The sequence below is a fragment of the Arcicella lustrica genome (genome assembly GCF_034930985.1).
Lineage (GTDB): Bacteria > Bacteroidota > Bacteroidia > Cytophagales > Spirosomataceae > Arcicella > Arcicella lustrica.
Map to the genome: position 1 here is coordinate 1 of NZ_JAYGIM010000018.1, position 26,712 is coordinate 26,712.

At 34.1% G+C, this 26,712-nt stretch carries 14 protein-coding genes; 5 read left to right on the forward strand and 9 right to left on the reverse strand.

The features are described 5' to 3' along the window. Positions 1–252: 252 nt before the first annotated feature. The 7 genes from VB798_RS21210 to VB798_RS21240 form a co-directional block, all read right to left on the reverse strand. Positions 253–3,018, reverse strand: coding sequence for a hypothetical protein (locus tag VB798_RS21210; RefSeq protein WP_323689243.1), 2,766 nt, complete (start codon positions 3,016–3,018; stop codon positions 253–255). A gap of 538 nt (positions 3,019–3,556) precedes the next feature. Beyond that, on the reverse strand, positions 3,557–5,791 hold the full coding sequence (locus VB798_RS21215; protein WP_323689244.1) for a hypothetical protein: 2,235 nt from the start codon (positions 5,789–5,791) through the stop codon (positions 3,557–3,559). 740 nt (positions 5,792–6,531) lie between these two features. Beyond that, the gene (locus VB798_RS21220) at positions 6,532–8,718 is read right to left on the reverse strand and encodes a hypothetical protein (RefSeq protein ID WP_323689245.1); all 2,187 of its coding nucleotides are present in this window, start codon (positions 8,716–8,718) and stop codon (positions 6,532–6,534) included. Between the two features lie 305 nt (positions 8,719–9,023). Next, a complete protein-coding gene (locus tag VB798_RS21225; protein WP_323689246.1) occupies positions 9,024–11,543 on the reverse strand; it encodes a SpvB/TcaC N-terminal domain-containing protein in 2,520 nt (839 codons plus the stop codon). 807 nt (positions 11,544–12,350) lie between these two features. Continuing rightward, the gene (locus tag VB798_RS21230) at positions 12,351–12,797 is read right to left on the reverse strand and encodes a hypothetical protein (RefSeq protein ID WP_323689247.1); all 447 of its coding nucleotides are present in this window, start codon (positions 12,795–12,797) and stop codon (positions 12,351–12,353) included. Between the two features lie 97 nt (positions 12,798–12,894). After that, positions 12,895–16,200 carry a DUF6443 domain-containing protein gene (locus VB798_RS21235; protein ID WP_323689248.1) on the reverse strand — a complete coding sequence of 1,102 codons (3,306 nt, stop codon included), beginning with the start codon at positions 16,198–16,200 and terminating at the stop codon, positions 12,895–12,897. A gap of 137 nt (positions 16,201–16,337) precedes the next feature. Beyond that, positions 16,338–20,525: a BACON domain-containing protein gene (locus VB798_RS21240; protein WP_323689249.1), complete on the reverse strand. Its 4,188-nt coding sequence runs from the start codon at positions 20,523–20,525 to the stop codon at positions 16,338–16,340. Between the two features lie 371 nt (positions 20,526–20,896). Here VB798_RS21240 and VB798_RS21245 point away from each other — a divergent pair, with 371 nt between their 5' ends. Beyond that, complete coding sequence (locus VB798_RS21245) at positions 20,897–21,037, forward strand: hypothetical protein (protein WP_323689250.1); 141 nt, start codon at positions 20,897–20,899, stop codon at positions 21,035–21,037. A 168-nt stretch (positions 21,038–21,205) separates the two neighbouring features. Further along, entirely contained in the window at positions 21,206–21,499 is a 294-nt protein-coding gene (locus VB798_RS21250) for a hypothetical protein (RefSeq protein WP_323689251.1), read from the forward strand. Here the strand turns inward: VB798_RS21250 and VB798_RS21255 are convergent. Then, a complete protein-coding gene (locus VB798_RS21255) occupies positions 21,496–22,167 on the reverse strand; it encodes a response regulator transcription factor (RefSeq protein WP_323689252.1) in 672 nt (223 codons plus the stop codon). The two genes, VB798_RS21250 and VB798_RS21255, sit on opposite strands and share 4 nt — an antisense overlap. Before the next feature lie 189 nt (positions 22,168–22,356). Between VB798_RS21255 and VB798_RS21260 the strand changes: the two genes are divergently transcribed. Further along, positions 22,357–22,623, forward strand: a complete 267-nt coding sequence (locus VB798_RS21260; RefSeq protein ID WP_323689253.1) for a glycoside hydrolase family 2 TIM barrel-domain containing protein — start codon at positions 22,357–22,359, stop codon at positions 22,621–22,623. Positions 22,624–22,821: 198 nt separating this feature from the next. Then, the gene (locus tag VB798_RS21265; RefSeq protein WP_323689254.1) at positions 22,822–24,114 is read left to right on the forward strand and encodes a DUF4861 family protein; all 1,293 of its coding nucleotides are present in this window, start codon (positions 22,822–22,824) and stop codon (positions 24,112–24,114) included. Between the two features lie 188 nt (positions 24,115–24,302). On the opposite strand, the gene VB798_RS21270 is transcribed toward VB798_RS21265, so the two are convergent. Next, positions 24,303–24,641, reverse strand: coding sequence for a zinc ribbon domain-containing protein YjdM (locus VB798_RS21270; RefSeq protein ID WP_323689255.1), 339 nt, complete (start codon positions 24,639–24,641; stop codon positions 24,303–24,305). A 411-nt stretch (positions 24,642–25,052) separates the two neighbouring features. Between VB798_RS21270 and VB798_RS21275 the strand changes: the two genes are divergently transcribed. Continuing rightward, positions 25,053–26,711 carry a carboxylesterase/lipase family protein gene (locus VB798_RS21275; protein ID WP_323689256.1) on the forward strand — a complete coding sequence of 553 codons (1,659 nt, stop codon included), beginning with the start codon at positions 25,053–25,055 and terminating at the stop codon, positions 26,709–26,711. Position 26,712: the final 1 nt, after the last annotated feature.

Genomic DNA, 26,712 nt, shown 5'->3' on the forward strand with positions numbered 1-26,712 from the left:
GTTATAAGAGACTTCTACTACTTGGTTATTATCTTCTTGATAATGTTTTATACTTGTGAAATCTGCTTGCCCCCTCACTAAAACAGGTCCATTATTGAATGATAATTTTGCACTGTTATTTTTATTAAATGAACAAAATATAAATTTAAGAGGAAATGTTATAATATTTAAAATAGAGAAATAGTGTCAATTAAAATAAGTGAAAATCTATTCAATAATTAGAGATTTTGAATCACTCGTTTATAGTTGGTATCAATATACCAATTCATTAGTATTACTTAAATAATTTACAGTCTGTATCAATGCTGGATAAAAAAACCTTGTTTTGTACTCATAGTTTATTCCAATACAACCTGACATACCTTGTAAAAAAATTGGCGTTGGACGAGCATCTGCTCCATATAATACATCTAAAGAATAAGAAAGATAGGTATTTTTAACTTCATGGACTTTTATATATGTTCCATCTACTAATTTAAAATCCTGTTGATTTAGTAAATTTCCATTTCCAAAATATGGGATACTCGAAATGGTAGGAGGTCTATAAAAACCATAGTTCATTACCTCATCACTTTGGTTGTCATAAGTATAGACTGTTTTCCCAGATTCTCCATTTTCTCCGTAAGTTACAGTAACTTTATCGTATCCTACAATACTTCCGCTGGCAGAAGCATTAAGAGGTATAATAGGACTTGATGCTCTGTAAATATCAAAGGCATTACTACATGTTCCATTGACTTCACACGAGCTTGGCTCACAATATGTATATTGAGGCATTGTCATCAATCTTCCTGTTGATTTTTCTACACTGCTTCCATTTATTTGTTCTGTTGTACGGTACGAAAACTTTTTTACTATATTTTGCTTTCCGTCATAATCAGTAAGTTTTGAAATTCTCAACCCACCAGCATAACTCTTTGCTCCTGGCTGTGCTTCTTCAGACTCATACCACGATAATCTTATATCTAAATTATTTAATGTGTGGTAGGTACCATCTGAAGCGGTAGCTTTTACAGTGTATAGTCCAACAGGAAATGAAATACTTCCACTCTTATATATAATAGTTGGTACGGCAAATTGAGAGGAACAATTTCTATCTGTACAAGGTGTTGTATTGTTTGTTTGGCTACATGGTGGGGTATTAAGTACATAAACGGTTAAATATTTTTGATTAGTAGTTTTATTTACTAACTCTAAATATATCTCTTGTCCACTTATATTACTACAAGGCATTGTTGCATTTTTTAATAAAAGGCCGACAGTAGCAGTTATTGAAATTGAACTATTCCCATTTGCATTATTATTAGTAATAGCTTTGCTCAAATCTATATCATATAGCTGCTGAATTCCTTTCTGTTGAACATTATAACTAAAAGTCCTGTTCTTTTCAATGCTTTTGGGTTGAGTTGACGCAAATGAATGATCCTTTAATTTTGAATTTGCTACATCATAATCATGTGCCTCATAGTCAAATTGTGTATAACCACCTGTTGAATAATTTATTTTTTGTAAAGAAAAAAGATTTACAAAATAGGGGTCAGTATCTCTTTCAGTACCTGTTAAATTACCATAAAAATCCTTTACCACCTTTTCAAAATTATTACTTCCAGACGTGGAAATCGAGCTGTGAGTTGGGATTAATGTCATATTACTAAATTTCCCATTAAAATAGCCCCAATGATCAATTGCATAGGATGTTTTGACTGGAGTATCATTTGCGGCACTCTCAAAATATGTAAAAGAATAAGGTCTTAAAACAACTCCTTGAACCGGCTTCTCATCAACAGATAATAGTTTTAGCCTTTTTAAATTTGAAGAAGTACATCCACCTGCACTAATTGCATCACCACGACTACCTGTAAAATAATCATAGTTAAAAAGGTAAGTCTTCAACAAAGATGATGAGCTACTATTATTGTTATATATTTCTAAACTTTCAAGCTTTTTATCATCCACAATGTCGTCTCTATTACCAAAATTGAATTTTAAATACCCATTTGAAAATGTAATTTTATCAAGAGATACTACTTGTGTATATCTTATTGACATTTCAGAACTATTATTACCACCAGTACAAGGTAAAACAAAGCCACTTGTGGGTGATATACTTGTAACAAGTTTCTTTTCATAGAATGAGGCTTGCGAGCAGCTATTGCCGTTGGTCATATAGTTGTAAGAGAAACTTATTAATTGCCCCGTAACAGATGTAATAGATTTTAGATACCAAGATGACACATGTTTACCATAATTACCATTACTCCCATCGTCAGCAGGCCAATATGTTTCTTTTTCGTCAAAAAGATATTTTGTACCATCGGGAGTTGTAATTTCCCAAGCAACACTTCCTCCAAGCGCATAAAGAATGTTACTACTATTCAGCTTTTTGATTCGTAAGCTACTTTTTTCTCCCAAAATAACTTCCCCAGCATTAGTCAAGATAAATTTACCGCTCCCACCAGGAAAATTAAATGAATAAGAATCAGGTTGATAATCTCTACTTGGACGATCAGCATCATTACAATCCAAAGCAACAGACGTTGCACCATAATTAAAATAATAATTTGACCCAGACGGTAAATTAGCTGTTTTATAACCTATTTGTATTAGTGGAGAGGGCGTACTATTAAGTGGTAAAGAATTATTAGACCATTTGCTAAGGTAACCATTTGACAAAAAGTCATCTTCGCCATTGATTGTTCTCGCAATAACTCCTCCTGCATTTAATGCCCACCCTAAACCTATCTGACTAGCCTCTTGTGCTACTCTGATACCAGAAGGGTGATACTTCAGAGAAATAGGAACTTGCAAAGAACCATCTTTAATGGTATATAATGGTAAATCAATATTTGCAGTACCTGTATAATAGCTTACAGGTATATCTCCAAATTTAGTAATACTGGAAGCATTAGGAGATGGAGGAATAATGTCTGGTTTATAAGAAGGTTTACTTTGTGAATAGCCACTTACACAACAGCTAATTAACAATAACTTGAAGCTATATTTTATTATTCTATTCATAAATCTCTATCATTTTGAAGAATTATTTTATCGATATCAACTTTTATTTTAAAACGTATTTACTCCAACCACTTTTATTTTATACCCTACAATTTGTGACGTTAATGGACATCCTCAATTTCAAATGACATTTCGAGTTTTCTCTTCTGACGCTCCATCTTACTACTTACACAACAGATTTGTAAATTTTGAAACGCATACGAAGTTTCCTCTATCCAACGCTTTATAAAATACCATCGCATTTGCCAATCATAATATTTACGAACCCACGACTTTGCAAAACTTTTGTTCAGTTAAAAACTGAACCTATTTTAGTTACAAGTGACGCTTCGCTTAACACTTGAACCAGCAGGGGTGTATATAAGTTTTGTTATGCAAAACAATTCAGCTCAGCTACAATAAATAACCATAGTAAAAATATTTTCTTTATTTTTTTACTTATTTTTATTTGTTCTTATTATGCATACGTTAAGATTAATAGACAAGAGGATAGATGTATAATTAAGAGCTTCCATATTTTATTAAAAAGATTTGTTAACTACTGGTCATATATTACTTTTTTTTCACTTACTTTTTTTAAAAATCCGGAATACACATTTAAACCTTTTGCTCTTACGTAAGTTTCACCTGAACTACGTGTAAATACAGGTTCTATATTCATTACTGGAGTTTTATATTTATCATCTAAAATATATTGATTAGTTGTTTCAGATATTAATTTAGTGCCAGAATAGTACTTTATATTTTTGGGTAAACTGCGTGCAAATTCCCGAGTAGAATAGGCTCCAACCGAATTATTGCTTAAACCATAGGATACCCCTAAGAAATCTGGAAAATCAAGATGTGAAGTGAATGTATAATATGTTTTACTGTCATTACTCAATGACTCTATTACATTTTTATAATACACTGGTGTTGATGCCATTGAATAAAAAGGTTCTGATTTATAAATACTGTAATAAACTGTATTATTAGGAGGGCAATTTGCTTGAGCTATCCCAAATGTCAAAATTTTAGTTACTATCGATTCAAAAAAGCTTGTCCCCGCACCCGTAAAATTGGAGCAAGATACTTGTACTGGTATTTTATAGGCGTAAGGAATCATTACTTCACTCACAACTCCACTTGACAACGATGAGTTGTCAAAATCTCTATACGTATAAGATTTAGTAACTATACTACCCGTAGTTTCGTCTGTTATTGACTTAATACGTAAACCACCTATTGTTCTGAGGTGTGTATTAACATTGTCACTAGCTGTATAGAGGTTCTCACGTACATAGCTAAAATCGTTAAGTTCATAAACAAACGTAGAACTTCCACCCGTTGGATAGATTATTTTCTTTAATGCTCCTATTTTTGTAGGCTCTAAACTGGGTTCTCTATTAGCTGTATTTGGATTAAATGATGTATTACTTGAGGCATTATAGTAATTCCAAAAATCAGTTTTTCTAGTCAAACCATTTATATCTGGGATAGTCCCATAATATTCAAATGTGTGTGCTTTCTCTAAAATATTAGCACTATTAACTTCTTTTAGAGTATCTAAAAAAGCTTTTCTGTTTTCTTGGTTTTGTATCAGTTTGAAACTCTTTACAAGTTCAGGGGATAACGTTTTAGTATATAAATCAACACTTTTTAATAGCTTATAAGTAGTTTTTCCTCCATATATTAAGTAATTTGATATAATCTCTTCCTTTTCTATATAGTTGAATTTTACCTTAAAATTTGTTCCATTAATTTCTGTGATTACATTTTCTGTACTCCTGCTACCGGGGAAATAACTTGAGAACGGAGTCGAATTTGAATTCTCATCCATGTACATTATATCTGTAAAGTTATTACCTCCTTGCCCAGCCATATACGATTCCCAACAACTCAAGGTTAAACGGACTTTAGTAATATTCTTTAGAGCAGGCTCTATAAAATCATTGGCATAACTAAAAGTTACTTTTTCTTTTTTAGGACTTTCTATTTCATATAAGTACCAAGAATTTATTATTTCCTCTTCATAACCCGCTTTTCTCGTCAGCGAATATTCTACATTTAAAGCTTTTCCATCATTATTATTAATAAAACCAAACTTATATTTAGTACCATCTTCACTGGTGATTTGCCAATGTGTAATAACTTTAGTTTTACCATTATAAGTGTAGTAACCATAAAAATAACTTGTGCTTAAGTATTCTATTTTCAGTTTTCGCTCAGATACTATATGAATTTGCCCGTCTGCTCCAAAAAAGAATTTCCCACTAATATCACCAAATGAAAAATGAAAAATGTCAGGTTCTCCATCCCATTTTTCACCAATATCTCCAAAGGCTATACATTGACTATTTGTATTGGCATTACAGTTCCAAATACCTGTTTCTGCACTCATTGCATAAGCTAATTTAGATCCAGAGACTAAGTACCCTCCCCCTGGACTGCCCACCCATTCATCTTCAATACCACCTTTAATAACTCTCGTAATGACTCCTCCTGTTTGTAAAGACCAGCCTCTTCCTACTGGCGAAATTTCTTCTGATGGTCTAAAGCCAGAGTAATTATAGGTTAAACTAACAGGTACACTTATGCCACCTTCTAAAAGTGAATATAAAGGAATATTTATTGTGGGTAAACCAGAACTAAAGTTTAGAGGGATGTTGCCAAATTTTCCTATACTTGCCGCATTAGGTGAAGGAGGGATAAGATTGGGAATATAATTTCTTTCTTGGGCTAATATATTAATACAGCTTATTAAAAATGTAAATGCAAAAACTATCTTTTTCATATAGAATAAAATTTTGTTGCTAAATAAAAACTCCTCCAATGAAATACATTAATGGATAATGTTATACGGATTTAAAAATTTATATATCTACTTTTTAGACTATTGCACAAAAGGAGATGTTGCAAACCTTTTGTTCAGTTAAAAATTGAAGCTATTTTAGGTACAAGTGACAAAATGACCGAGAATGTCATAGAATAGCATCCAATAATTTTAGGCTAAAAATCAAACCTGATTGGGTTGTACAGTCAAGAAAGGACTTAAATCCATCAAAACAAGAAATTTGTAGTTTTACAAGACTTTCGTCCTTGATATATACAACAAACTCTCCTTAATTCTTTGCAGATGTATGAGAGCTATTTAAAGCAAGACATAATAAATCAATATATTGACTGTTTTCTTTAAGAGAATAAAAAATCATCGTACCCCTATTTAACTTCGTATGGAAGACTCCGCAGTTATAATGGTAATAAATAGATTCCACACTAAAATAGAGTTCTTTAACAAGAACCATTTTGTTGGAAATTGCTTATATAACAGCAAACTTGATGTTGTTTACGTAACCCCACTTTGTTCATTATCACTTCTTAAAACTCCTTAGATAATCATTAATTATACCTTTATTATCCAGAAATTTTCCCTTAAAAGGAACAACCTAACTCTTCCTTATATCCAAATTCAAATGACCAATTCTCTTATTTTTTCGTTAAAATGCACACAATACTAGATAGTAGCACTATTTTTTAGTATAAAATAACCTTTTTCTCTTTAAGATTAGACCATAATGAAAGATATTCATACTCTGATTTATCTATCTCACTCTGAGTTTCTATAGAGCTATCATTAACTATCATTGCTTTAAAACCTCTGAGAAATGATAGTTGCTTTAATTCATATTCATATAACTCTTCTTTTACTTTATTGGAATTTTTATCAAAGTAAATGGACTGTTTAAGCTTCCCTCTAAACTTTTCTTTACTCGTTAACAAAACAAATGGTGGAGATTGAAAGCTACCCAGTCCATTGTCTCCATAATCTCTTAAACTTGTAAAAGTATGTTGAATCCGACCAATATTTTCACCATTGTCTATAATTTCAGTAACATATTTATATCCAATAACTGGTCCTTGTGTAGAACCTAATACATCCATACTATTTGAATTACCAACTAATATCGAATAATCATAAGCTCCCCAAATACCATTACATCCTTTTGATACCTTCATAGTATAGTAATTAGCGAAAAAGGTCGATATTGTACCACTAGACCTATCTGATTCTGTTGGATTACTATATTCAAATTTACGTTTAGAAGCAACTGTTACATCATCCAACATATCTGTTATTGATTTAATCCTAACACCACCACCATTAAGATTTTTCACAGGACTATTTACGTTCCCTCTTGTATATCCATATTGATTTATTTCATATTCAAATTTGGTAGAACCTCCTGTAGGATAGCTCATTAGGGTTAGTAGTCCGTATTTTACTTTTTCTGCATCAGGGTTTCGATTAGCCCATTCATACCGTTCTGGATTAGCTATTGGTAATTGTGGCATTAAAAAGTCGGAGGTATTACCATTTGCATACCCCCAATAATCTTGTTGTACACTATTTCGTGCAGGTAAAGAATGTGGTAAATAATACTCAAAGCCATAAAATAATTCATCTCCCGAATCAACAACTCCCTCTTTAATTGAACTTAGGAAAAACCTATCTTCCATTACACTATTAGTATAATGAAAAACAAATGATTTAATAGTTTGATTTATACTATTAGTAACATTAACCGTTGATAATCTATTTCCACCGGTGTCAGGTCTTAATTCGTAAATAAATTGCACATTACCATTTGTAAAATTTATACTTGAGATATATGGAACAGTAGTTGTAATACTCGTTTTACAAACTGAACGACTAGCACCACTCGTTGCTGTACAATTTGGGACAACATCATAGATATAGTTAAAAGACTCATATACACCTTGAAAATATGTATAGGCTTTTTTTACATAATTAAATGTTATTTGGTTTCCTTCGTGGCTTTGAATTTTAGTAATATACCATGCACTCACACTAGCATCAAGTGTGGCTGGCATACCATTATTGCAAAGTTTATTGGGTTTAATAGTTTCTTTTTCTTCAAAATAATATTTAGTCCCATTCTCATCTGTTAACAAAAAATTCTTATCACTTGTTGAACTACCATTAACCATTTCTACTTTTAGATTACTATGTTCAGTCAGAAAAGCTGTACCATCTTGACGAAAAAGTAGAAGACCACTATTCCCTAAAAAGTTATAGTAAAATTCATCTGGTTGCATATCGTATATACCATTTGAAATTCCTATCTCAAAGCTAGCCTTTTCGGCACTAGTCATTTGGTTGTTTTTATATTTAGTCCACAATGTCTGCATTTGTGTACTTCTGAAACCATACGGTTTTTCATCAGGAATTCCTTTTGTTGATCGAGTGATTACTCCACCAGCATTTAATACCCAACTCATCCCTACGCTGGAAGCAATCTCATCTACTTTTACACCAGAAGCGTGATAGGACAAATTAACATCTACTGTGAGTGCTTTATCTTTTATCGTGTACAAGGGTACACCAATAGAAGGCAATCCTGAGTAATAATTTACAGGTACATTCCCATACTTACCTAATGAAGCAGATTCTGGTGAGGGGGGTAAAATAGAAGAGATGGCAGAAATTTGTCCTGTTGTTGCTGGGTTACTAGGAGATACTACTTCTACGCTATTTGTTTTAATTTGTCCATTAGATAATTTAAAACATAGCATAAAAACGATGAGTAATAATAATTCATAGGACTTCCTATTTACAATCATTCTAGCATTTAAACTATTCTCCTTTCCCAAGAAATAATTTTCTTGGTTTTCTTCAACAAACTTGTATAGAGCTTTCATCTTTTTTATTTTATCGTTATATTTTACAAGTACAGATTATACTATTAAATTGCTTTACAACTCCTATAGGTTGACACTCTTTTCCCAAACGTTAGATGCTAGAAAATAATGTATCCTTTTCTCTTTTATCCACAATTTCTAACGAAACACTACGACGTTGCAAAGCTTTTGTTCAGTTAAAAACTGAATCTATTTTAGGTACAAGTGACGCTTTGCTTAGCACTTGAACCAGCAGGGGACGTTCTTCTATATTTGAGGTCGTAGGAACGATACTCTACGACCAGACGGAAAAAGTATGGATAATATTACTTATCGTATATTGTAGTCTTTTGTTGATCTAAATGTAACCAGCCTGCTTTCACAGTATATATTTGAGATTGTAACTCATAGCATGCGGGATTTGCCATATTTTCTTCTCCAAGTAATGGTTTACTAACTTGTAAACCTCTATTCGTCCTATCATAGGAAGCATCTCCAAAAGTATATATATATTCAGTCTTTTTTACAATTTTGAAAACATTACTTTCATAAGCATAGTCTTCTGACTTAGTCAGAACTCCTCTTTTCCAATCCATACTTGTCATTGGAGCAAAGGGATAAGCATTTACACCTAGATCTGCATACGGATTAGCTGTCGTGTAATGGTTGATAGTCTTACCTAAACTATTAGTCCCAGAACTTTTGGTTACTACAATTCTACCATATCCAATGTGACTACCTTGTGTTATACCCATTGGCACTTGACTAAATGAAGTTCTAGCAAGATTTTTACACCCTGCTACACCATTACTAGCTTGTCCTGTTTGCCCAACTATATAATCATATTTAGGAACCGTTACTAAAACTCCTGTAGAATTACCACTATCATCATTATAGTTATAATTTGTAACTTCGCTTACACAATTATCGCAACTTTTACTTGTAACACTTTTAATTCTAAGACCACCAATAGCTTTATTATAATTATTTGATTGTAGAGCTGTTTGTTCTGGTCCTAATACCAAACAACTAAATCCACTAACTATGCTATTTGTAGCCGTAGGTCTGAAACTTAATGTAAGCGTGTAAGTCCCAGGAGGCAATGCTTGATCTGCAAGCGTAAAACTTCCTTGACTATTAGTAGTAAAACCTTCAAGAGGAATATTAACTGGCCCTGATAAATATAATTCTACTCCACAACTTCCATCTCTTACAGTATTATCACACTGAATCCCTCCAGTACTTATCTTTATATCACAAATACTTTGAGATTTTGTCAATGTAAAAGTCCTAGTTACTTCAATTCTGCCATTATCAATATAATTTTTCCCTGTTATTGAGCCAAGAATAACTTTATCACCAAAACTTTCCCAAGGCCAATCAGCAGTATAAGAAGTATTTGTTTCGTACTCAAATGAAGATGTTCCACCAGTAGGATATTTTATTTTATTGAGTACAGTTAACTTTTGAAACTCTCCACTCTTGTCAGGAGATCGATAACTTCCTGATAAATTTAAAGATGCTCCTCCTGGAGGAGTGAAAAGAAACTTGGGTATTAATGTTGTATTCGTATTTTGACCATTGTAATAACCCCAATAATCTTGTGCATAAGAGAATCTATCTGGATAAATTCCTTCATAATAACTAAACTCATGTGGTGTTAAACAATTATTATCTTTATCACATTCCGTGATACTTACTAATTTTAATCTCTTACCAGTCTGGCTACCATCACCACACTGTGACAGTGAAGTCTCACTTGACTCAAAATATGATTGAACTAATTTAAATGTTTTTACAGGTGTACTTGTATTATTTTTTTCATAGATTTTTATATTATCAAGAGGATAATCACCCTTAAAATCCTTTCTTTCTACTGTTGAATAATTAAAACTGATTGAACCATTCAAAAACGTAATACCTTTTAGTCGGGAACCTATGGTCTCGGTTTCACTAAAGTTAAGTGAACTAGTTAATGGCGAGCATCCACTTCCTGAGGTATAATATCGATAATAGCTAGTTTCCCCACTTCTTTGACAACTAGTATTTTCATAAGTCTCATAATTAAACTTAATAACCTCACCATTAGCAGATACAATTTCAAGTAGATACCAAGCAGAAACATAAGAAGATATCGCAGTTCTCCCATTAGTAGGCATAGAAGCTGTTTTGTCGGTTGCTTTAGTTAAACCATCAACAGAAGTTCCAAAATAATATTTATTACCTATAGCATCGGTTATTTTCCAACTGTTTTCAGATAACCATTCTATTTTCAAGCCTCCTTCATTATTTAAGGTATAACCAAGAATATTTCCTGAAGCATTTTTTTGTACAAGAAATTTACCTGATAGTCCACCAGCATTAAAAACATAAGTATCTGGATGTAAATCAATCGTTCCTTGTCTTTGTTTAACAAAATAATCACAAATTTCAGTATCACCTCCCCCTGGATTTACATTATTATTCAAATAGCCAGCAGTTGGCAAATTATCAGGCAATCCTTTTATTGTTCGAGTGATTACTCCTCCAGCGTTAAGGCTCCAACCCAAACCCACATTCGAGGATACTTCTTCTACTTTTAAACCATTTGAATGATAAGATAAGGAAACAGCATGACTTACCTGCCCACTAATATTGTAAATAGGAAGACTGATATTAGGAAGACCAGTATATAGCCCAACAGGAATATCTCCATATTTACCCAGTGAAGCAGCATTGGGAGAAGGAGGGATAATGTTAGGCAAATATGGCATACCAGAATCATCTCTTTGTCCCAATCCATTATGAATTACTAAAAAAAACATAAATAGTCCTTTTAAGATGTAGTTCAATTTTCTTTTTTTCATTATTTTACCTTTATTGGATATTACTATTTTTTAACCGAGATTAGTTGATACCTAAAATAAACAAACGTGTAAACTCCTTCCTCATCCCCAATTTCAAATGACAGCCCCTTTACATTTTCGAGGTTTTTCTTTCAGATACTCCATGCTAACTACTACTTACACCACAGATTTGTAAATTTTGAAACGCATACGCAATTTCCTCTATCCAACGCTTTATAAAATACCATCGAATTTTGACAATCATAATATTTACGAACGCACGACGTTACAAAACTTTTGTTCAGTTAAAAACTGATTCTATTTTAGGTACAAGTGACGCTTTGCTCAATACTTGCACCAGCAGGGGTCTTAGGAACGCTTTGCTTAATCTACGACCAGGCTGAGACTGAGCTAGTCTATCTAACCTATTTTATTCATTTTTTTAAATTTACGTTTTATTATATTAACTTAACAGTTCACTATAATGTACAACTCCTTTCAATCTACTTTCAACAAGGATAAGAGGCGGTACATTTAAACTTTACTTATCTAAAGTTTAAATACATAAAATGTAAACTGATTTATCGAACTATATCATAAACAAGTATCCAAATGATTATTTACTTTCTTATCGGATTAATTTCTTATTACACATCTCTTAATTGCTTTATCTCCTTATTTAAAAATGGAAGTCAAAAATATTGGACATCTCCGAGTAATGATATTCTAATGCGTTTGTTACTTGGAGAAAAGCATGTTTCTAAAATTAATAATTTACAAGGAGGAATTATGAGTCTTATAAGTGCAATTATATGTACTATTCTGTTTTTAAGGGGTTTGGGATAATAATTTATTCATTCTTGGTTGTATAAACCAAATACCAATTGGAAAAAGCCAAAGTAAAAACACATACCCTACATAATCTGTGAAATGTGAAGAGTTCTTGCTATCTATTGCCAATAACTTTGCACAGTAAGTCAGAATTTGGAAAAATGAAAAAAGAAAATAACAGCTCAAACCTAAAATAATTAGAATATTATTTTGTATTAATTCCTTTTTTGTAAGTAGAGCAATACTAATTAACATCATAAAAAGAAAAGAAAAAATTGAGTTAAATGTAAACAATTTAACACCATTTACTATATGTTTTCTTTGCAAGAAACCCCCTATTGCACTATACCATCCTAGTAAAATAAAACTAAGAAATAATGTAGCCCATACGCCAAATCCAACTTTACCATTTTCAATTTCGTTGTCAAAAGATGGTATTATCATAAGAAATAATGTTACGCTGAACAGAATAGAAGTTGGTGTCTTTAAAAAAAATTTCATTAGCATTTTATTAGTGAATTTTAAATATTTTATCTGAAAGTTAAAGTCCTGCTAAACTTTTTATTTTATTGAAGTTAATTTGAACATCAAATTTAACCAAAACAGCAATACTAAAAACTTTTGTTAAAGATTTTTCAATAGGTGCCCCACCCTTGTTGTATGAAGTCAAAGGAGATGTTTTTCGTTCTGTTGAAACAGAACCTATTTGATTACCAGCAATTCCATTAGTAACAGAACGAACTGTAGAATTTTCAATAACTTTTATCCCCATAAAAGATACAGTCCCTGAATGCTCTAATTTAGTAGTAGTTGTTTGTGTTTTTAACGTCATATTTCCAACTTTTACATCTGTGGTTCCATTAGTTGTCTCAAGCTTTTTGCTTACTTCTCCAGTTACAAAACCCGCTTCTATACTTGCCCCTTTTGATATTGCATTTGACCCTTCCTTAAGCTCCCCGTTTGTATTAAGGCTTCCCAATTCTTTAGAATAAGCATTTACTTCAACACCATACTTCCCAACTTTTACTCCAGCTTGTGCACCATAAGTGACATTTATAGAAGCTATTGGCTCACCAGTGGTAGCTTCTCTTGCGAAATTTGAAACACTTCCCACAAGTCCATTCCAAGCACTTTGAGCTTGCTCAAGCACAGCATAAGCTGGATTTCCCCCACAACAAGGTTGTCTACCATCTGGGTCAGTTAGTTTTATTGGGTTATTAAATACATATCCATAAGGAGTTGTTGATTCTTGACCACCATCTTCATGTGCTGGGTCAACTCCCATCCATCTTCCTAATTCAGGTTGATACATTCTCGCCCCATAATCTAACCAGTTGGTGCCATCTTGTAGCTCTTTACCATTGTAAAGATATTTATTCTTACTAAAGTCTGTACTTACCGCTACGCCAAAGGCTGTGTAATCACTTATCTGTACCTGTGTAGCATCCTTGTCATCTACTACTACCGCTCTTACATTCCCTAAATGGTCTTTTAAACTGTAAAAGTAATTATACTTGCCTACACTACTACCCGGTACATAATTAGGGTTTTCCATAATATAACCCTCTGAGGTTGCCATTCGGTATAATTTACCGCCTACATATTCACCTGCTCCTAAGTATGCCTTCCAAGTCGTTCCGTTATGCTGGGCTAATTTCGCTCCACTACCATCATATAAATAACTTTGGTTGGTATTTCCCGTCACTTGTCTTACTAAGTTAAGTACATTGTAGTTAATCCCAATACCCTTGTCAGCATCATTGGTTAAATTACCATTGTTATCATACACAAAATCATTCCCCCCATTAGGACTCTTATACCCCAATGTACCCGATTTACTATCACTAACCGATAAGAGTTGGTTACTGTAATTGTTATAACTATAAGTTAATCCATCGGCTTCTACACCTGATAAATTACGGTTTAAGGTATTGATATTACCATTTTCATCATAAGTCAGTACTTCACTGTGTTGTCCTGTCGAGCTTTTTAAACGGTTTAATCCATCATAAGTAAAGCTACTCGCTACTCCATTCCACGTCAGCTTACCGATATTACCATTGTATTGGCTAGCATCCGTATAATTCAAACTAAAATCAAAATTCTTGGTTCCTGTAGCATTATTAGTCTTATCAGGTTTCTGATAACCCACTATACTTGTTGCCCAACTTCTAATATTGTAACCATAGGTCAGGACCTCTGCAAACTCTTTGGTGCTTTGGTTCGTCAATGAAGCTGCAGGAAGTCTGCCTAGCTTTTTAGTCGTCAATCTCCCAATGGCATCATAAGACTGACACTGTAATAATCGTGGGGCTTCTGTATAAGTTACCACGCCACTTCCATTAAGCTCACTTAGTGTTTGACAAGTACTGATTAAACGCCCTACATGATCATAGCTATAAGCTTCTAATGTTTTAAGCGTTAGTGATGAGGATACTTTCTGTTCGGTTATACTCTCTTCTACTCTCCCTGTATAATGTAACTTCAAATAACTTGTTGCAGAAACTACACTACTACCATCAAAAGATTCTTTATAAGTCCTTACTGCTCTGGAACGACTATCAAAATAAACAGCCATTTTTAAAATAGTTGTCGAGATAGTTCCATCCGCATTTAAGATACGAGTCTCCGTGCCAGTTAATTGTCCTTTTTCAATATCTGTTGCAATATTATTGTAAGGGTTTGCTAAGGATGGTAAGGATGCAGGACGAGTTCCATCATAATAGTTTTTAACTAACCATTGGTTATTAACACCTGTCTCATTTACTCGGTTAAGATTGTCATAGAGAAAATAAGAGACGGTTCCTTTAGCATCGGTTTGAGTTGCTAATAAATCTGTTGCGGTATAAGTCATACTCACCCAACCAGCATCAGGTACTTTTTTCTTCACCAATCTGCCTTGATCATCATAGCAATAGATAAATCCTAACTGATTGAATGCTATTGCTAAATTATTCGCTGAGGTACCATTACTAAAGAGTTTGCTTAACTTGGGTGGAATAACTCCTCTGAGTTGTCCAAAATCATCATATACATAATAAGTGTCTAAGGCATTGCTACCATCATAGTTACGCTTCAATACCACTTTCCCTGAACGGTCTTTATACTCTCTGCTTCTACCGCCATTAGTACCATTGGTATTATTTTCATCCAATGTCTCGGTAACCAGTAAAGTACTTGCTGCATAAAAGCTATTTTGTGCAAAGCCTCCAGCACTAACAGGTGTACTACTTGCTCCAAAGCTATTCCCTGCTCCATCTATGTTGCTTACCGTAAAAAGCATTACATCATTAGCAACATTGGCAAAGGTCTTTACTTTAACAGTTCCATCATCAAAGGCGGTTGGGGATGAATTAAAACCCCAACCACTGCCTGCTCCAGCTTGTTTGACAACTCTATTCAGAGGAGAGTTCTCATAAACACTCTCTGAAAAAGAACGAATATCTCCTCCATAAAATGAGGTAGCATTATTACTAAAGCTTGCATCTAAATCTCCTGTACCAGATGATTTGGGATAAGGTAAATAACTTTTGGAAGGTCTCCCATAAGCATCATATTCAATCGCTGTAATAATATCCTGACCTGCTGCTCCTTGGGCAGGTAAAACAGTTTGGATGGGACGACCAAGACCATCAAAATAAGTAATCTTATGTTGGACTTTACTAGGATTATTATATTCTGTTGAAACTACAGCACCAGATTGCTGAAAACTACTTTCTCGTACAAAGTTTCTGTCCTTGGCATTTGCTGTCGATTGCGATTCTGCTTGAAAGAAAAATCCTAAAAAACTAATAATAAACAGCGTTAAACGCTTGAATGTAAGATAAAAATATTGTTGATAGAACATGAGCTTGGATGCTTTTAGAGTATTTATCAGAGAATTTGTAGCGACCATCAAGTATTTATTTCAATTAACAGATTTGCCAAATGACTAACAGAAATAAATACTTGACGATTGGGCTTAAATGAATAGTTGAGCCTTGTTTATTGCTTGATGACTTTTGTCACTAACTGTTTATTATTCAGTTGCAATTGAATAATATAAGTCCCAGAAGCCTGTTGTTCTAAATCAAGATCGATGTTGTTAGCTCCTGCATCTGCATCTTTATCATAAATGCGAACAATACGACCCTGTGTATCTATCACTGATAAGCGTACCGATTGGGCTTCTCGTACATAAAAACTTGCCTTTACTTTCCCATCCGTTGGGTTTGGAGAAACTACCAATACATCATCTTTTACCTCTTCTTGCTTTTCAAAAACATCGTTGCTAACTGCTACTCTTGCAGTCGCATTTTCTGTCACTTCAAAATATACTCTATCCCCACTTACTACGGTACTAAAATCCGGATAAAACTGACAGTAATCTTGACAGGTTGTTGTCTGACTCCACTTCTGTACGCCATTCACATAAAGTTTCAAGACTTTTGAGTTGGCACTTGGCCACCAAAGGTCTATTCGATAACCTGAGCTAACTACTGGTAAATTAATATCATTCTGATTCGTTGGATAAATAATGCTTCCTGAAACGCCATTATAACCTTGTATCCAACCTGCATTACCATAGAAGGGAGGAGAGCCTCCATCAAGGCTGTTCTTAGGACCAGCTACGTTTGTGTAAGCATTATTAGATAAATATCTAAACTGATTCGCAGGAATAGTACCGGTCAAACAATAATTCTGTGGGGTATTTCCACAACTTGAGCCTGCTGCCTGAGTGACCGTAACAGTTTGACTAAGTCCACCACCACTTACTGTTATCGTTCCGGTTCTACTACCACCACTGTTAGCTGTTGCTGTTAAGGTAAGTGTTCCATTGTTACTACCAGAAGCAGGACTTACCGTTAACCAACCTGTTGCATTACTACTCGCTGTCCAAGATACATTGGAACTTACACTCACTGTGGTACTTGTACTACTAGCACTAGCACTCCAAGTACTCTGTGATAAACTTAAAGTGTTAGTCGTATTTTTATAAAAGTAAAATACAGGATTACCATCAGCATCATTAAACGTACTACTTGACCAACCTGTTGGTACATAACCACTAGGTAGAGGGTTCGCTAAACCAGACCAATCTGAGTCGTTAACATTGATACAAGCATAATACTGATCTACATTACTATTCTTGGTAAAACCACTCCATGTCCAATAATTCTTCCCTCTAGGCACGTATCTTGTCACTGAACCACTTACTGATTTTGTACATAATATATAATAGTTATCAAAATGCTTAATAACTACTTCACCACCTCCTTGGTTGCCAACTACTACTTCATCGGCAGGACAAGTACTTGCTGTCGTTCCAGCTTGGCTTACCGATACTGTTTGACTTATTCCACCTCCTGTTACCGTTATTGTTCCTGTTCTTGCACTTGTTGCTGTATTAGCTGTTGCTGTTAAAGTAAGTGTTCCATTGTTACTACCAGAAGTAGGACTTACACTTAACCAGGTCGTTGCATTGCTACTCGCTATCCAAGATACATTGGAACTTACACTCACTGTGGTACTTGTACTACTAGCACTAGCACTCCAAGTACTAGGAGAAACTGTTAAGTTTGGTGGAACAGTTGTACTACAGGTAGCTTGGGTAAATACCCACAACCTATGATTTGCAAAATCTTCACTAGTAGATCCATAAAGTTGTAAATATTGACCTGTCCCATAACCTTGTAAATCCCATGTTATATTTGTTGGCGTAGATATTCTATAGGAATCACTACTAGATACTAAATTCCAAAGATTATTACCACTAGTACCAGACGTTACCAGTGTCCCTTCATTGTAATTATCAACTTTTAAATACTGCTGATTAGACTGTGATACAAACTGATATGAACTACCTGAGGATACTGCTTTCCATATCTGGGTATTCTGATTATTGGCTACTTGTTGTTGGATTGTCCCATCTCCCATCAACTGCATGTAATTATTGGTCTGTTTACTCTTAATCGTATAACAATTACCATTACTTACTACATTTGATCCTCCAGAAACACCTGCTTGCGTGACCGCTATTGTTTGAGTAATTCCACTACCTGTTACTGTTATCGTCCCTGTTCTAGCACTCGTTCCTGTATTAGCCTGTGCTGAAATCGTTAATGTGCTATTGTTACTGCCTGAACCTGGACTAACTGTTAACCACCCTGTTGCATTACTACTCGCCGTCCAAGATACATTGGAACTTACATTAACTGTAGTACTGCCACTAGCAGCAACTACACTCCAAGTAGATAATGATAAATTTAAATTGTTAGTTGGGTTTTTATAAAAGTAAAATACAGGATTACCATCAGCATCATTAAAAGTACTACTCAGCCAACCCGTTGGTACATAACCACTAGGTAATGGGTTCGCTAAACCCCACCAATCTGAGTCGTTAACATTAATACAAGAATAATACTGATCTACATTGCTATTCTTGGTAAAACCACTCCATGTCCAATAATTCTTCCCTCTAGGTACATATCTTGTCACCGAACCACTTACTGATTTTGTACATAATATATAATAATTGTCAAAATGCTTAATAACTACCTCGCCACCTCCTTGGTTGCCAACTACTACTTCATCGGCAGGGCAACCTCCTGTGGTTGCTCCAGCCTGAGTAACCGATACCGTTTGTGAACTACCACCAACCGTTACAGTCACAATACCTGTTCTAGCGGTAGTTCCAGTATTCTGACTTGCTGTAATTGTAAAAGAGCCATTCCCGGTTCCTGATGCAGGGCTTATTGTTAACCAACTTGTTGCATTACTACTCGCTGTCCAACTTGAATTACTAGTAACACTTATTCCAGTATTACCTCCATTAGAAATAGCAGACCAAGTAGTTGATGAAATACTAAAGGTTGCAGGAGCTCCATTCTGTGTAACATTTATCTCTCTAGTGATACCACCACCAGTTATTACTACTTTACCTGTTCTATTACTTGTCGCTGTATTAGCACTTGCCTTTAACGTGACAGTTCCATTGTTTGTCCCATTGGATGTAGTATTGTCGTTGACTGATAACCATGAACTTTGACTAGTCGCTGTCCAATTTATATTTGAGCTAACAGTAACTGTTGTACTATTGGCATTAGAGTTAGGAGCCCAGGTTTCTGGACTAATTGTAAGATTAGATGAACTACTCGCTTGGCTAACAATAATATTAGAGATGATTCCTGTGTTACTTTGAACCTTTATCGTACCTGTTCTAGTTGTTGTTCCAGTATTAGATAAGGCATTTATTATAAAGCTACCATTGCCAGTCGTACCTGTTACATTACTTGTACTCAACCATGAAGAGGCATCACTACTTATACTTACAATCCAGACTCCATCGTTAGAACTCACTGCTACTCCTAAAGACGATGCTGAAGAATTTGGACTCCATGTAGATTTATCCAAATTTAAATATTTATCAGTCCCGCAACTTTGACACGCTGGAACAGTTACCGAATATGAAGAAGAAATAGGGTTTTCTACTGTCTGACCAGTATAATGGTAAGAATATTCTTTTAATTGACCTACGTGATCACTAACCTTTTTTAATCGATTAAAATTATCATAATCATAGGCACTTGATTTAAGGTTTATATCTGTAACCGTACTAAGACCAACCAAAGGTTTATAATCATAATTTGTTGTTTGATTAGCATTGTTAGTGTGAGAAGCTACTAAATTAGCTTTCCCGCTATTTGTGTAATAAGTAAATGTATTCGTTAAGCCATCTTTAGCTTTATATTTTTTTAAGTTCCCAAAAGCATCATATTCCAAAAAATCTACTAATGTTTGAACGGTACCAGTCCCTATCTTTTTCTCAATTTTAGATGGAAGGTACAAGCCTCCAAAATTATTGTAGGTCGTTGTCGTTGTAAATAACTCTTTGGTAGTATTTAATGTACTATTACTATAATAGTCAAGACTAACTTTTTCTTCTACTACTTTAGAAACCATATTGAGTCCTGTCATAGTAACATAAATACCATTAGAAGGATAATCAAAGACATACTTATAGCTCGTTGATGTCCAACTACCATCACTATTCTGTGTGCGTGTCTTCCTTACCTGAAAATACTGATTCTCATATTCCGTAATTGTTGTTTGCTCAAACTGAGCATAAAGTTGCTGTTTAGAAAGGAGTGTTAAGAAAAAACTTAACATCAAGTAGAAATACTTCAATTTCATGGAGATTATAATTTTGTAGCGTTTGTAGCAAGAAAATTTTCACTACAAAGCTAGCTTTATAAACCAAGGAAGTAAATAACTAAAATGTATTATTTATATACTACATTTATAGTATAACCCTAACACATATACGTAAAAATTAGTAATATAATGATTCATCTTGGACAAAGGAAATCTGTATAAGCTTATTGTTAATCCCTAATTACTCTTGTCAAACTATCATAATTTTTTCCCTTTTACTTATAATATTAAACTTTCCTTCATATTAAAATGGTCATTTCAAATGCAGATTTATTTGATATAGATTACTATTATTGCTAAACATTTTATTTCAAAAAATATTAATACCTATTCATCGAATAGATTAAGTGATGGCAAGAAATACCGCATATTTAAGGGTTTCAACCATTGACCAAGACCTTGAAAAGAGCAAAGCTCAAATTTTACTTTTAGCCAATGATAAAAATTTAGGCAAAGTTGAATTCGTTGATGAGAAGATGTCGGAAGAGTAAATTGGAGGAAAAGAAATATAGGAGAAATTATTACGTGAGTTTTCTCGTTTGGGAAGAACTATACTTGATTATATAGAAATTATTGCCATCGCACTCAAAAAGGAATTAAAATGTACTCTGTTAAAGGTGGATGGCAATTCAATTGGATTATAAATCCAAAGCAAAATAATGGCGATGGTTTTTGCTTTGGTAACAGAAATTGAAAGAGACTTAATTTCCAAAATAACAAAGGAAACTCTCCAAACGAAAAAGCTAGTGGAGTTAAACTTAGAAGCCCCCAAGTACTGGAAAAGTAAACTTGATAAGTATAAAGTTGAAATAGAAGCTTTGCTCAAAAATGGTTCAACTAAAAAGCTCATAGCTAAACGCTATAATACGTCTGAATCTAATTTATTTAATTGGTTGGAAAAATCTATTAAACAAATTAGATTCAGACATAAGTATCCTACTAGTAAAACCTAAACATTCCTAAATCGTATATAATCATGCGCAAAGGATGTAAGTCTTCTCTTATTCTTTATCCCCAACTTTAATGATATATTACTCTTATGCTTTCGGACTGTGAAAACACTAATATGAAGTTTATTTGCTATTTCATTTTCTGACTTAGCTTCTAACAATAAAGTCCAAATATCTATCTCTCTATCTGAAAGTAAATTTATTTCTTCATCATTGACTGACATATTGCCCAAAAAAGAATCTGTGAGATGATCGTTGGAGCGATTTGACAATATTAATCCTTTTCTCATAAATATAAGTTGCAAATACAGTAAGAACTCTTTTTTACTTACACCATGATAAATTATATTAATAATTGATAACAATGATTTACCAAGACAATTACGAACAACTTGAGAGTCTTTAGCATAAAGTATTACTCTTGTAGATAAATCATTCTTTTGCAAAAAATCTATTAGATTTTTTGCAATGCTAGCTAAAGTAATAGGGTCTGTAAGTAAAAAATCTGGCTTGTATTTTAATAAATCACTTAAAAGGTCTTGCCCATTACTTGAAAAATGAGATACTTCAAAAAATACATTTGATTCATATTTAAAAGATGCTATAAACTCTGCCGTGAGTTTATCTTCAAGGGCTATTATTAAAGTAGGAGAAGAATTAACATTATTCATAATTTAAATAGAAATATAAGGCTTTAGCGAGAAATATAATATACATAAGACAAATATATAGAAATATCGTTTTGTGCATGCTGAAACAAATAAAAATATTTTACTAAATACTACTATACAAAGAAAAACAGTAAAATCAGAAGCATTTGTTCTACTAGCATCTCCCTCTGATCAATACCTTTCTCTCCAATGAGCGATTTGACCGATGCCAAATTAATCAAAGAAATGAATATGAATGCCGTGAGATGTTTGCATTATCTGCCTGATGCGAACTTTCTTCGCCTCTGCGGTTCACTGGGACTTTATATTATCGACGAGCTGACAGGCTGGCAAAAAGCCTATAAGGCCAAAGCAGGTGGGCCATTAGTCAAAGAAATGGTGATGCGTGATACCAATCATCCATCCATCATTTTTTGGAGTAACGGCAACGAAGGTGGGCATACTTGGTCAGTTTAGCGACATGACATTTTCAGTTTTCACAGTTAATATTTAAGTGAATTTTAAACAATCAATATCCAATAAACCGGAAAAAAATATTGGATAATACTATCTTCCTAGAATTCTATTTAAAAGCAATTACGTCAATTATATTGAAAATGAAAGGAATGGATTTATTTTTACGAATTCAACTCTTAAAATTTAAATTTATTCAATATGAACAAACTCTTTGTATTAACATTTGCCTCTATTATTAGCTTAAATGCTTTGGCTCAGAAAAGTCTGTCTGGCAATAGCATTACTTTAATCAATCAAAGTAATACTGATTTAGTAGAAAAGCCTGTAAGTATTTCAACAAAACGCTTTCAATCGAAAATTGACAAACATCTTTTTCCTCAGATTATTGATAAAAAAGGGAAAGAAATTCCTTCACAATTAAATGATTTAGATGGAGATGGTCAGTTTGATGAGCTATTTTTTGTAGCAGATATTCCTCAAAAATCAAGCGTGCGATTAGCCCTAAAATGGACAAGAAATCAGCCTAATTATCCTATCAAAACAAGTGTACGTTTTGGAAAAAGGAGTTCAAAAAATACGCCTGTTGAACCAAAAACTAGCGATACATTTTATGCCAATCAATTACCAAAAATTATTGGTTATCAGCCTTACCAAACCGATGGGCCATCTTGGGAAAACGATAAAGTAGCTTTCCGTCATTATTTTGATGGTAGAAATGCGAAGGATTTATTCGGAAAAAGAACCTCTGCTATTTCTCCAGAAAATGTTGGAATTTCTGAAACAGGTGCTGTTCAGGATAATTATCATGTTTTGAAAGATTGGGGGCGTGATATTTTGCCAGCAGGTAATGCCGAAGGACTTTCAGTTGGTCTTGGGGGTGTGGGTTTATTAATCAATAATCAACTTTACAGAGTTGGTGTAACGGCAAATGATACTGTTCATAATGTAGAAGCTACTGATTTTAAAATTGTTAGCGAAGGTGCTGTAAAGTCGCAGATTAGTTTAGATTATCATCATTGGAAACCAACAACTGATAGGACTTACCAATTATCTGAAAAACCAACCATTTGGCCAGGCATGTATGCTTATCAGAATACTGTAAAATTTTCAGGATTGAAAGGAGACGAAACGCTGGTAATTGGACTGTCGAAAGTAGCGACGAATCATCCAGTAACAGAAATTAAACAAGGAAAATTTGTTGCCCTTTATACGCATGATGCGCAAAGTTATAACAAAGAATTTATCATTGGTTTAGCCATTATTGTCCCTGCCGAAGTTTATCAAGGTTATGGAGAATCACCTAAAACTGGCTCATTTGCGTTGAGTTATTATACCAAATTAGCCTTAAAAAATAACAGCGATTTACGTTATTATGCCGTGGGTGCTTGGGAATTGGCCGATGAGTGTTTCAAAACTGAAAAGTGTTTTGAAGATTATCTAAAAAAACTGATGGCTCAATTGAATACTGAAGTTTCCATTAAAGTACAGTAAGCGTTATGAATTGAATCAGAAAAATGATTTACTCATTAGATTCTCTTATCAGTTTATACTTCAAAACGTGTTTTTGGTCACGCTATTAAAAACAAGCCATCCCGAATTTTCCTTTTAAAACTTACGATTTAAAGAGAAAATTCGGGATGGCTTGTGTCTTAGTAATTTTGCAAACAGCTAAAAGCTAACTACGCTTTTCTAACAAATTCTGATTTTAGTGCCATTGCTCCAAAACCGTCAATTTTGCAATCAATATTATGATCGCCGTCTGTTAGGCGAATATTTTTTACTTTCGTTCCTGCTTTAATGGCTTTCGGAGCGCCTTTTACGGGTAAATCTTTAATGACAACCACCGTATCGCCATCTTTCAATTCATTTCCATTTGAATCTAATATTTTAGACCCTGCTTCTACAGCTTCTACTTCATCAGGATTCCATTCATAGAAACATTCAGGACAGACTAAGAGCGAATCACTTGGATAGGTGTACTCACATTTACATTTGGGACAAGGAGCAAATTCAGACATGGTATTAATTAAGAATTAGGATTTTGATGTGCTAGGATAATCTAACAATCGCCAAAATTAAACATATTTCATGAATAAACCCGAAACTAAACCCATAACTCATCATTAGTATTGCATGAAGGATTGTAAAATTATTGATTTCGGATGTTGGCTTTATAAAACGAATTTTTAGAAGTATTTTATCTAATTTCTGAAATCAGAAATCCCAAATCCGCAATAGCTTTAAAACTTTCACACACTATTTAGTTCTCAATTCATACTTGAAATATGCTGTGGGTTTTTACACCAGATAAAAATATTAATATTTTTTCTTTAATTGAGAAAAAATAGCCTTATTTATCAGTGAGTCAAACGTCAAAATTTGGCAAAATATTTTTCTAAATTTTTAACCTTTCAAATATTAAAAAAACTATGAAACCAACAAGACGTAATTTTATTCAATCGTTGGGTGTCGGAGTAGCAGGCCTAGGAATTTCGCAACAAGCTGTGGCGAATACTGCTAATGTACCGAAGTCTGCAAAACCTGTGGCTGATGAACAAATTTTATTCGTAGGCGACAACATCGCTATTGCTAATACTGAGCATGGAAAAGTACGAGGTTTTATTCTTCGTGGCATTCATCAGTTTTTAGGCATTCCTTATGGAGCTGATACTTCGGGTAAAAATCGTTTTATGCCCCCACAAAAACCAACGCCTTGGGCAGATGTTCGTCCAGCACTTTGGTGGGGAAATACTGCTCCGCAGATTATGGAAAAACGATATGCCAATACTTATGCTTCTTTTGTTGACCATTGGAATTATGACGATGTTTCTGAAGATTGTTTAAAATTAAACGTTTGGACTACTGCTTTAGACACGCAGAAACGTCCAGTGATTGTTTGGTTGCATGGGGGAGGATTTACGAATGGTAATGCGATTGAACAAGATGGTTATCATGGTGAAAATATCGCTCGACTAGGCAATGTGGTTTTTTGTTCTATCAATCACCGACTTGGACCATTCGGCTATAGCCATTTGAAAGCCGCAGGCGGACATCCCGCTTCAGGAAATGTTGGAAGTTTAGACATGGTTGCTGCTTTAGAATGGGTAAAAAATAACATCGCTAATTTCGGTGGTGACCCAAGTAATGTTACCATTATTGGTCAGTCGGGCGGTGGAGCAAAAGTTACTTGTCTGATGAATATGCCATCAGCAAAAGGTTTATTTCATAAAGCCGTGGCTTTGAGCGGGAGTTCTTTGATTGGTGCAAATAAAGAATATGCCGAAAAGTTAGGCCTGAAAATCATGGAAGAAGCTGGCTTAAAACAGGGCGAGATTGAAAAATTACAACAAATTCCGTGGAGAGAATACATTGACATTACGACCAGAGCAGTCGATAAAATGGCAGATGAAGCCAAACGACTTAACATACAAAGAGGTGGATATTCGCCCGTTTCCGACGGAGAATACTTAAATGATCAAGCATTTTTCAGTGATTCAAATCATTTTTCAAGTAATATTCCATTAATGATTTGCTCAACTTTCAACGAGCAGAGCCCAAGTAGAACAGAAGCCTCTTTAGAAAACATCACATTGGCAGAGGTAAAAACAAAAATAGCACCTCGCTTTGGAGCAAAATCAGGTGAAATTGTTGATGCTTTTGCAAAAAACTTTCCGAAGGCTCGTCCAATCGAAATTTGGTCATTAATTCTTTCAAACCGAAAAAATGCTGTAGCCACAGCCGATGCAAAAGTATCGCAACAAAAAGCGCCTGTTTATTTGGCTTGGTTTGGCTGGCAACCACCACTTTTCGATGGCAGAATGCGTGCATTCCACTGCGACGATATTTGCTTTTGGTTTTATAATACAGACTTGATGCTTACCCATACAGGTGGCGGAAAACGTCCGAGAGCATTGTCGGAAAAAATGGCAAAATCCTTTCTCAATTTTGTCAAAACAGGAAATCCAAATGGTGGCGGATTACCCCCTTGGAAAGCTTATAGCACACAAAATGGCGAAACCATGATTTTGGATGATACTCCTGCACTGGTAAACAACCCCGACGGAGAAGCAAGAAAAGCTTTAGCGTAGG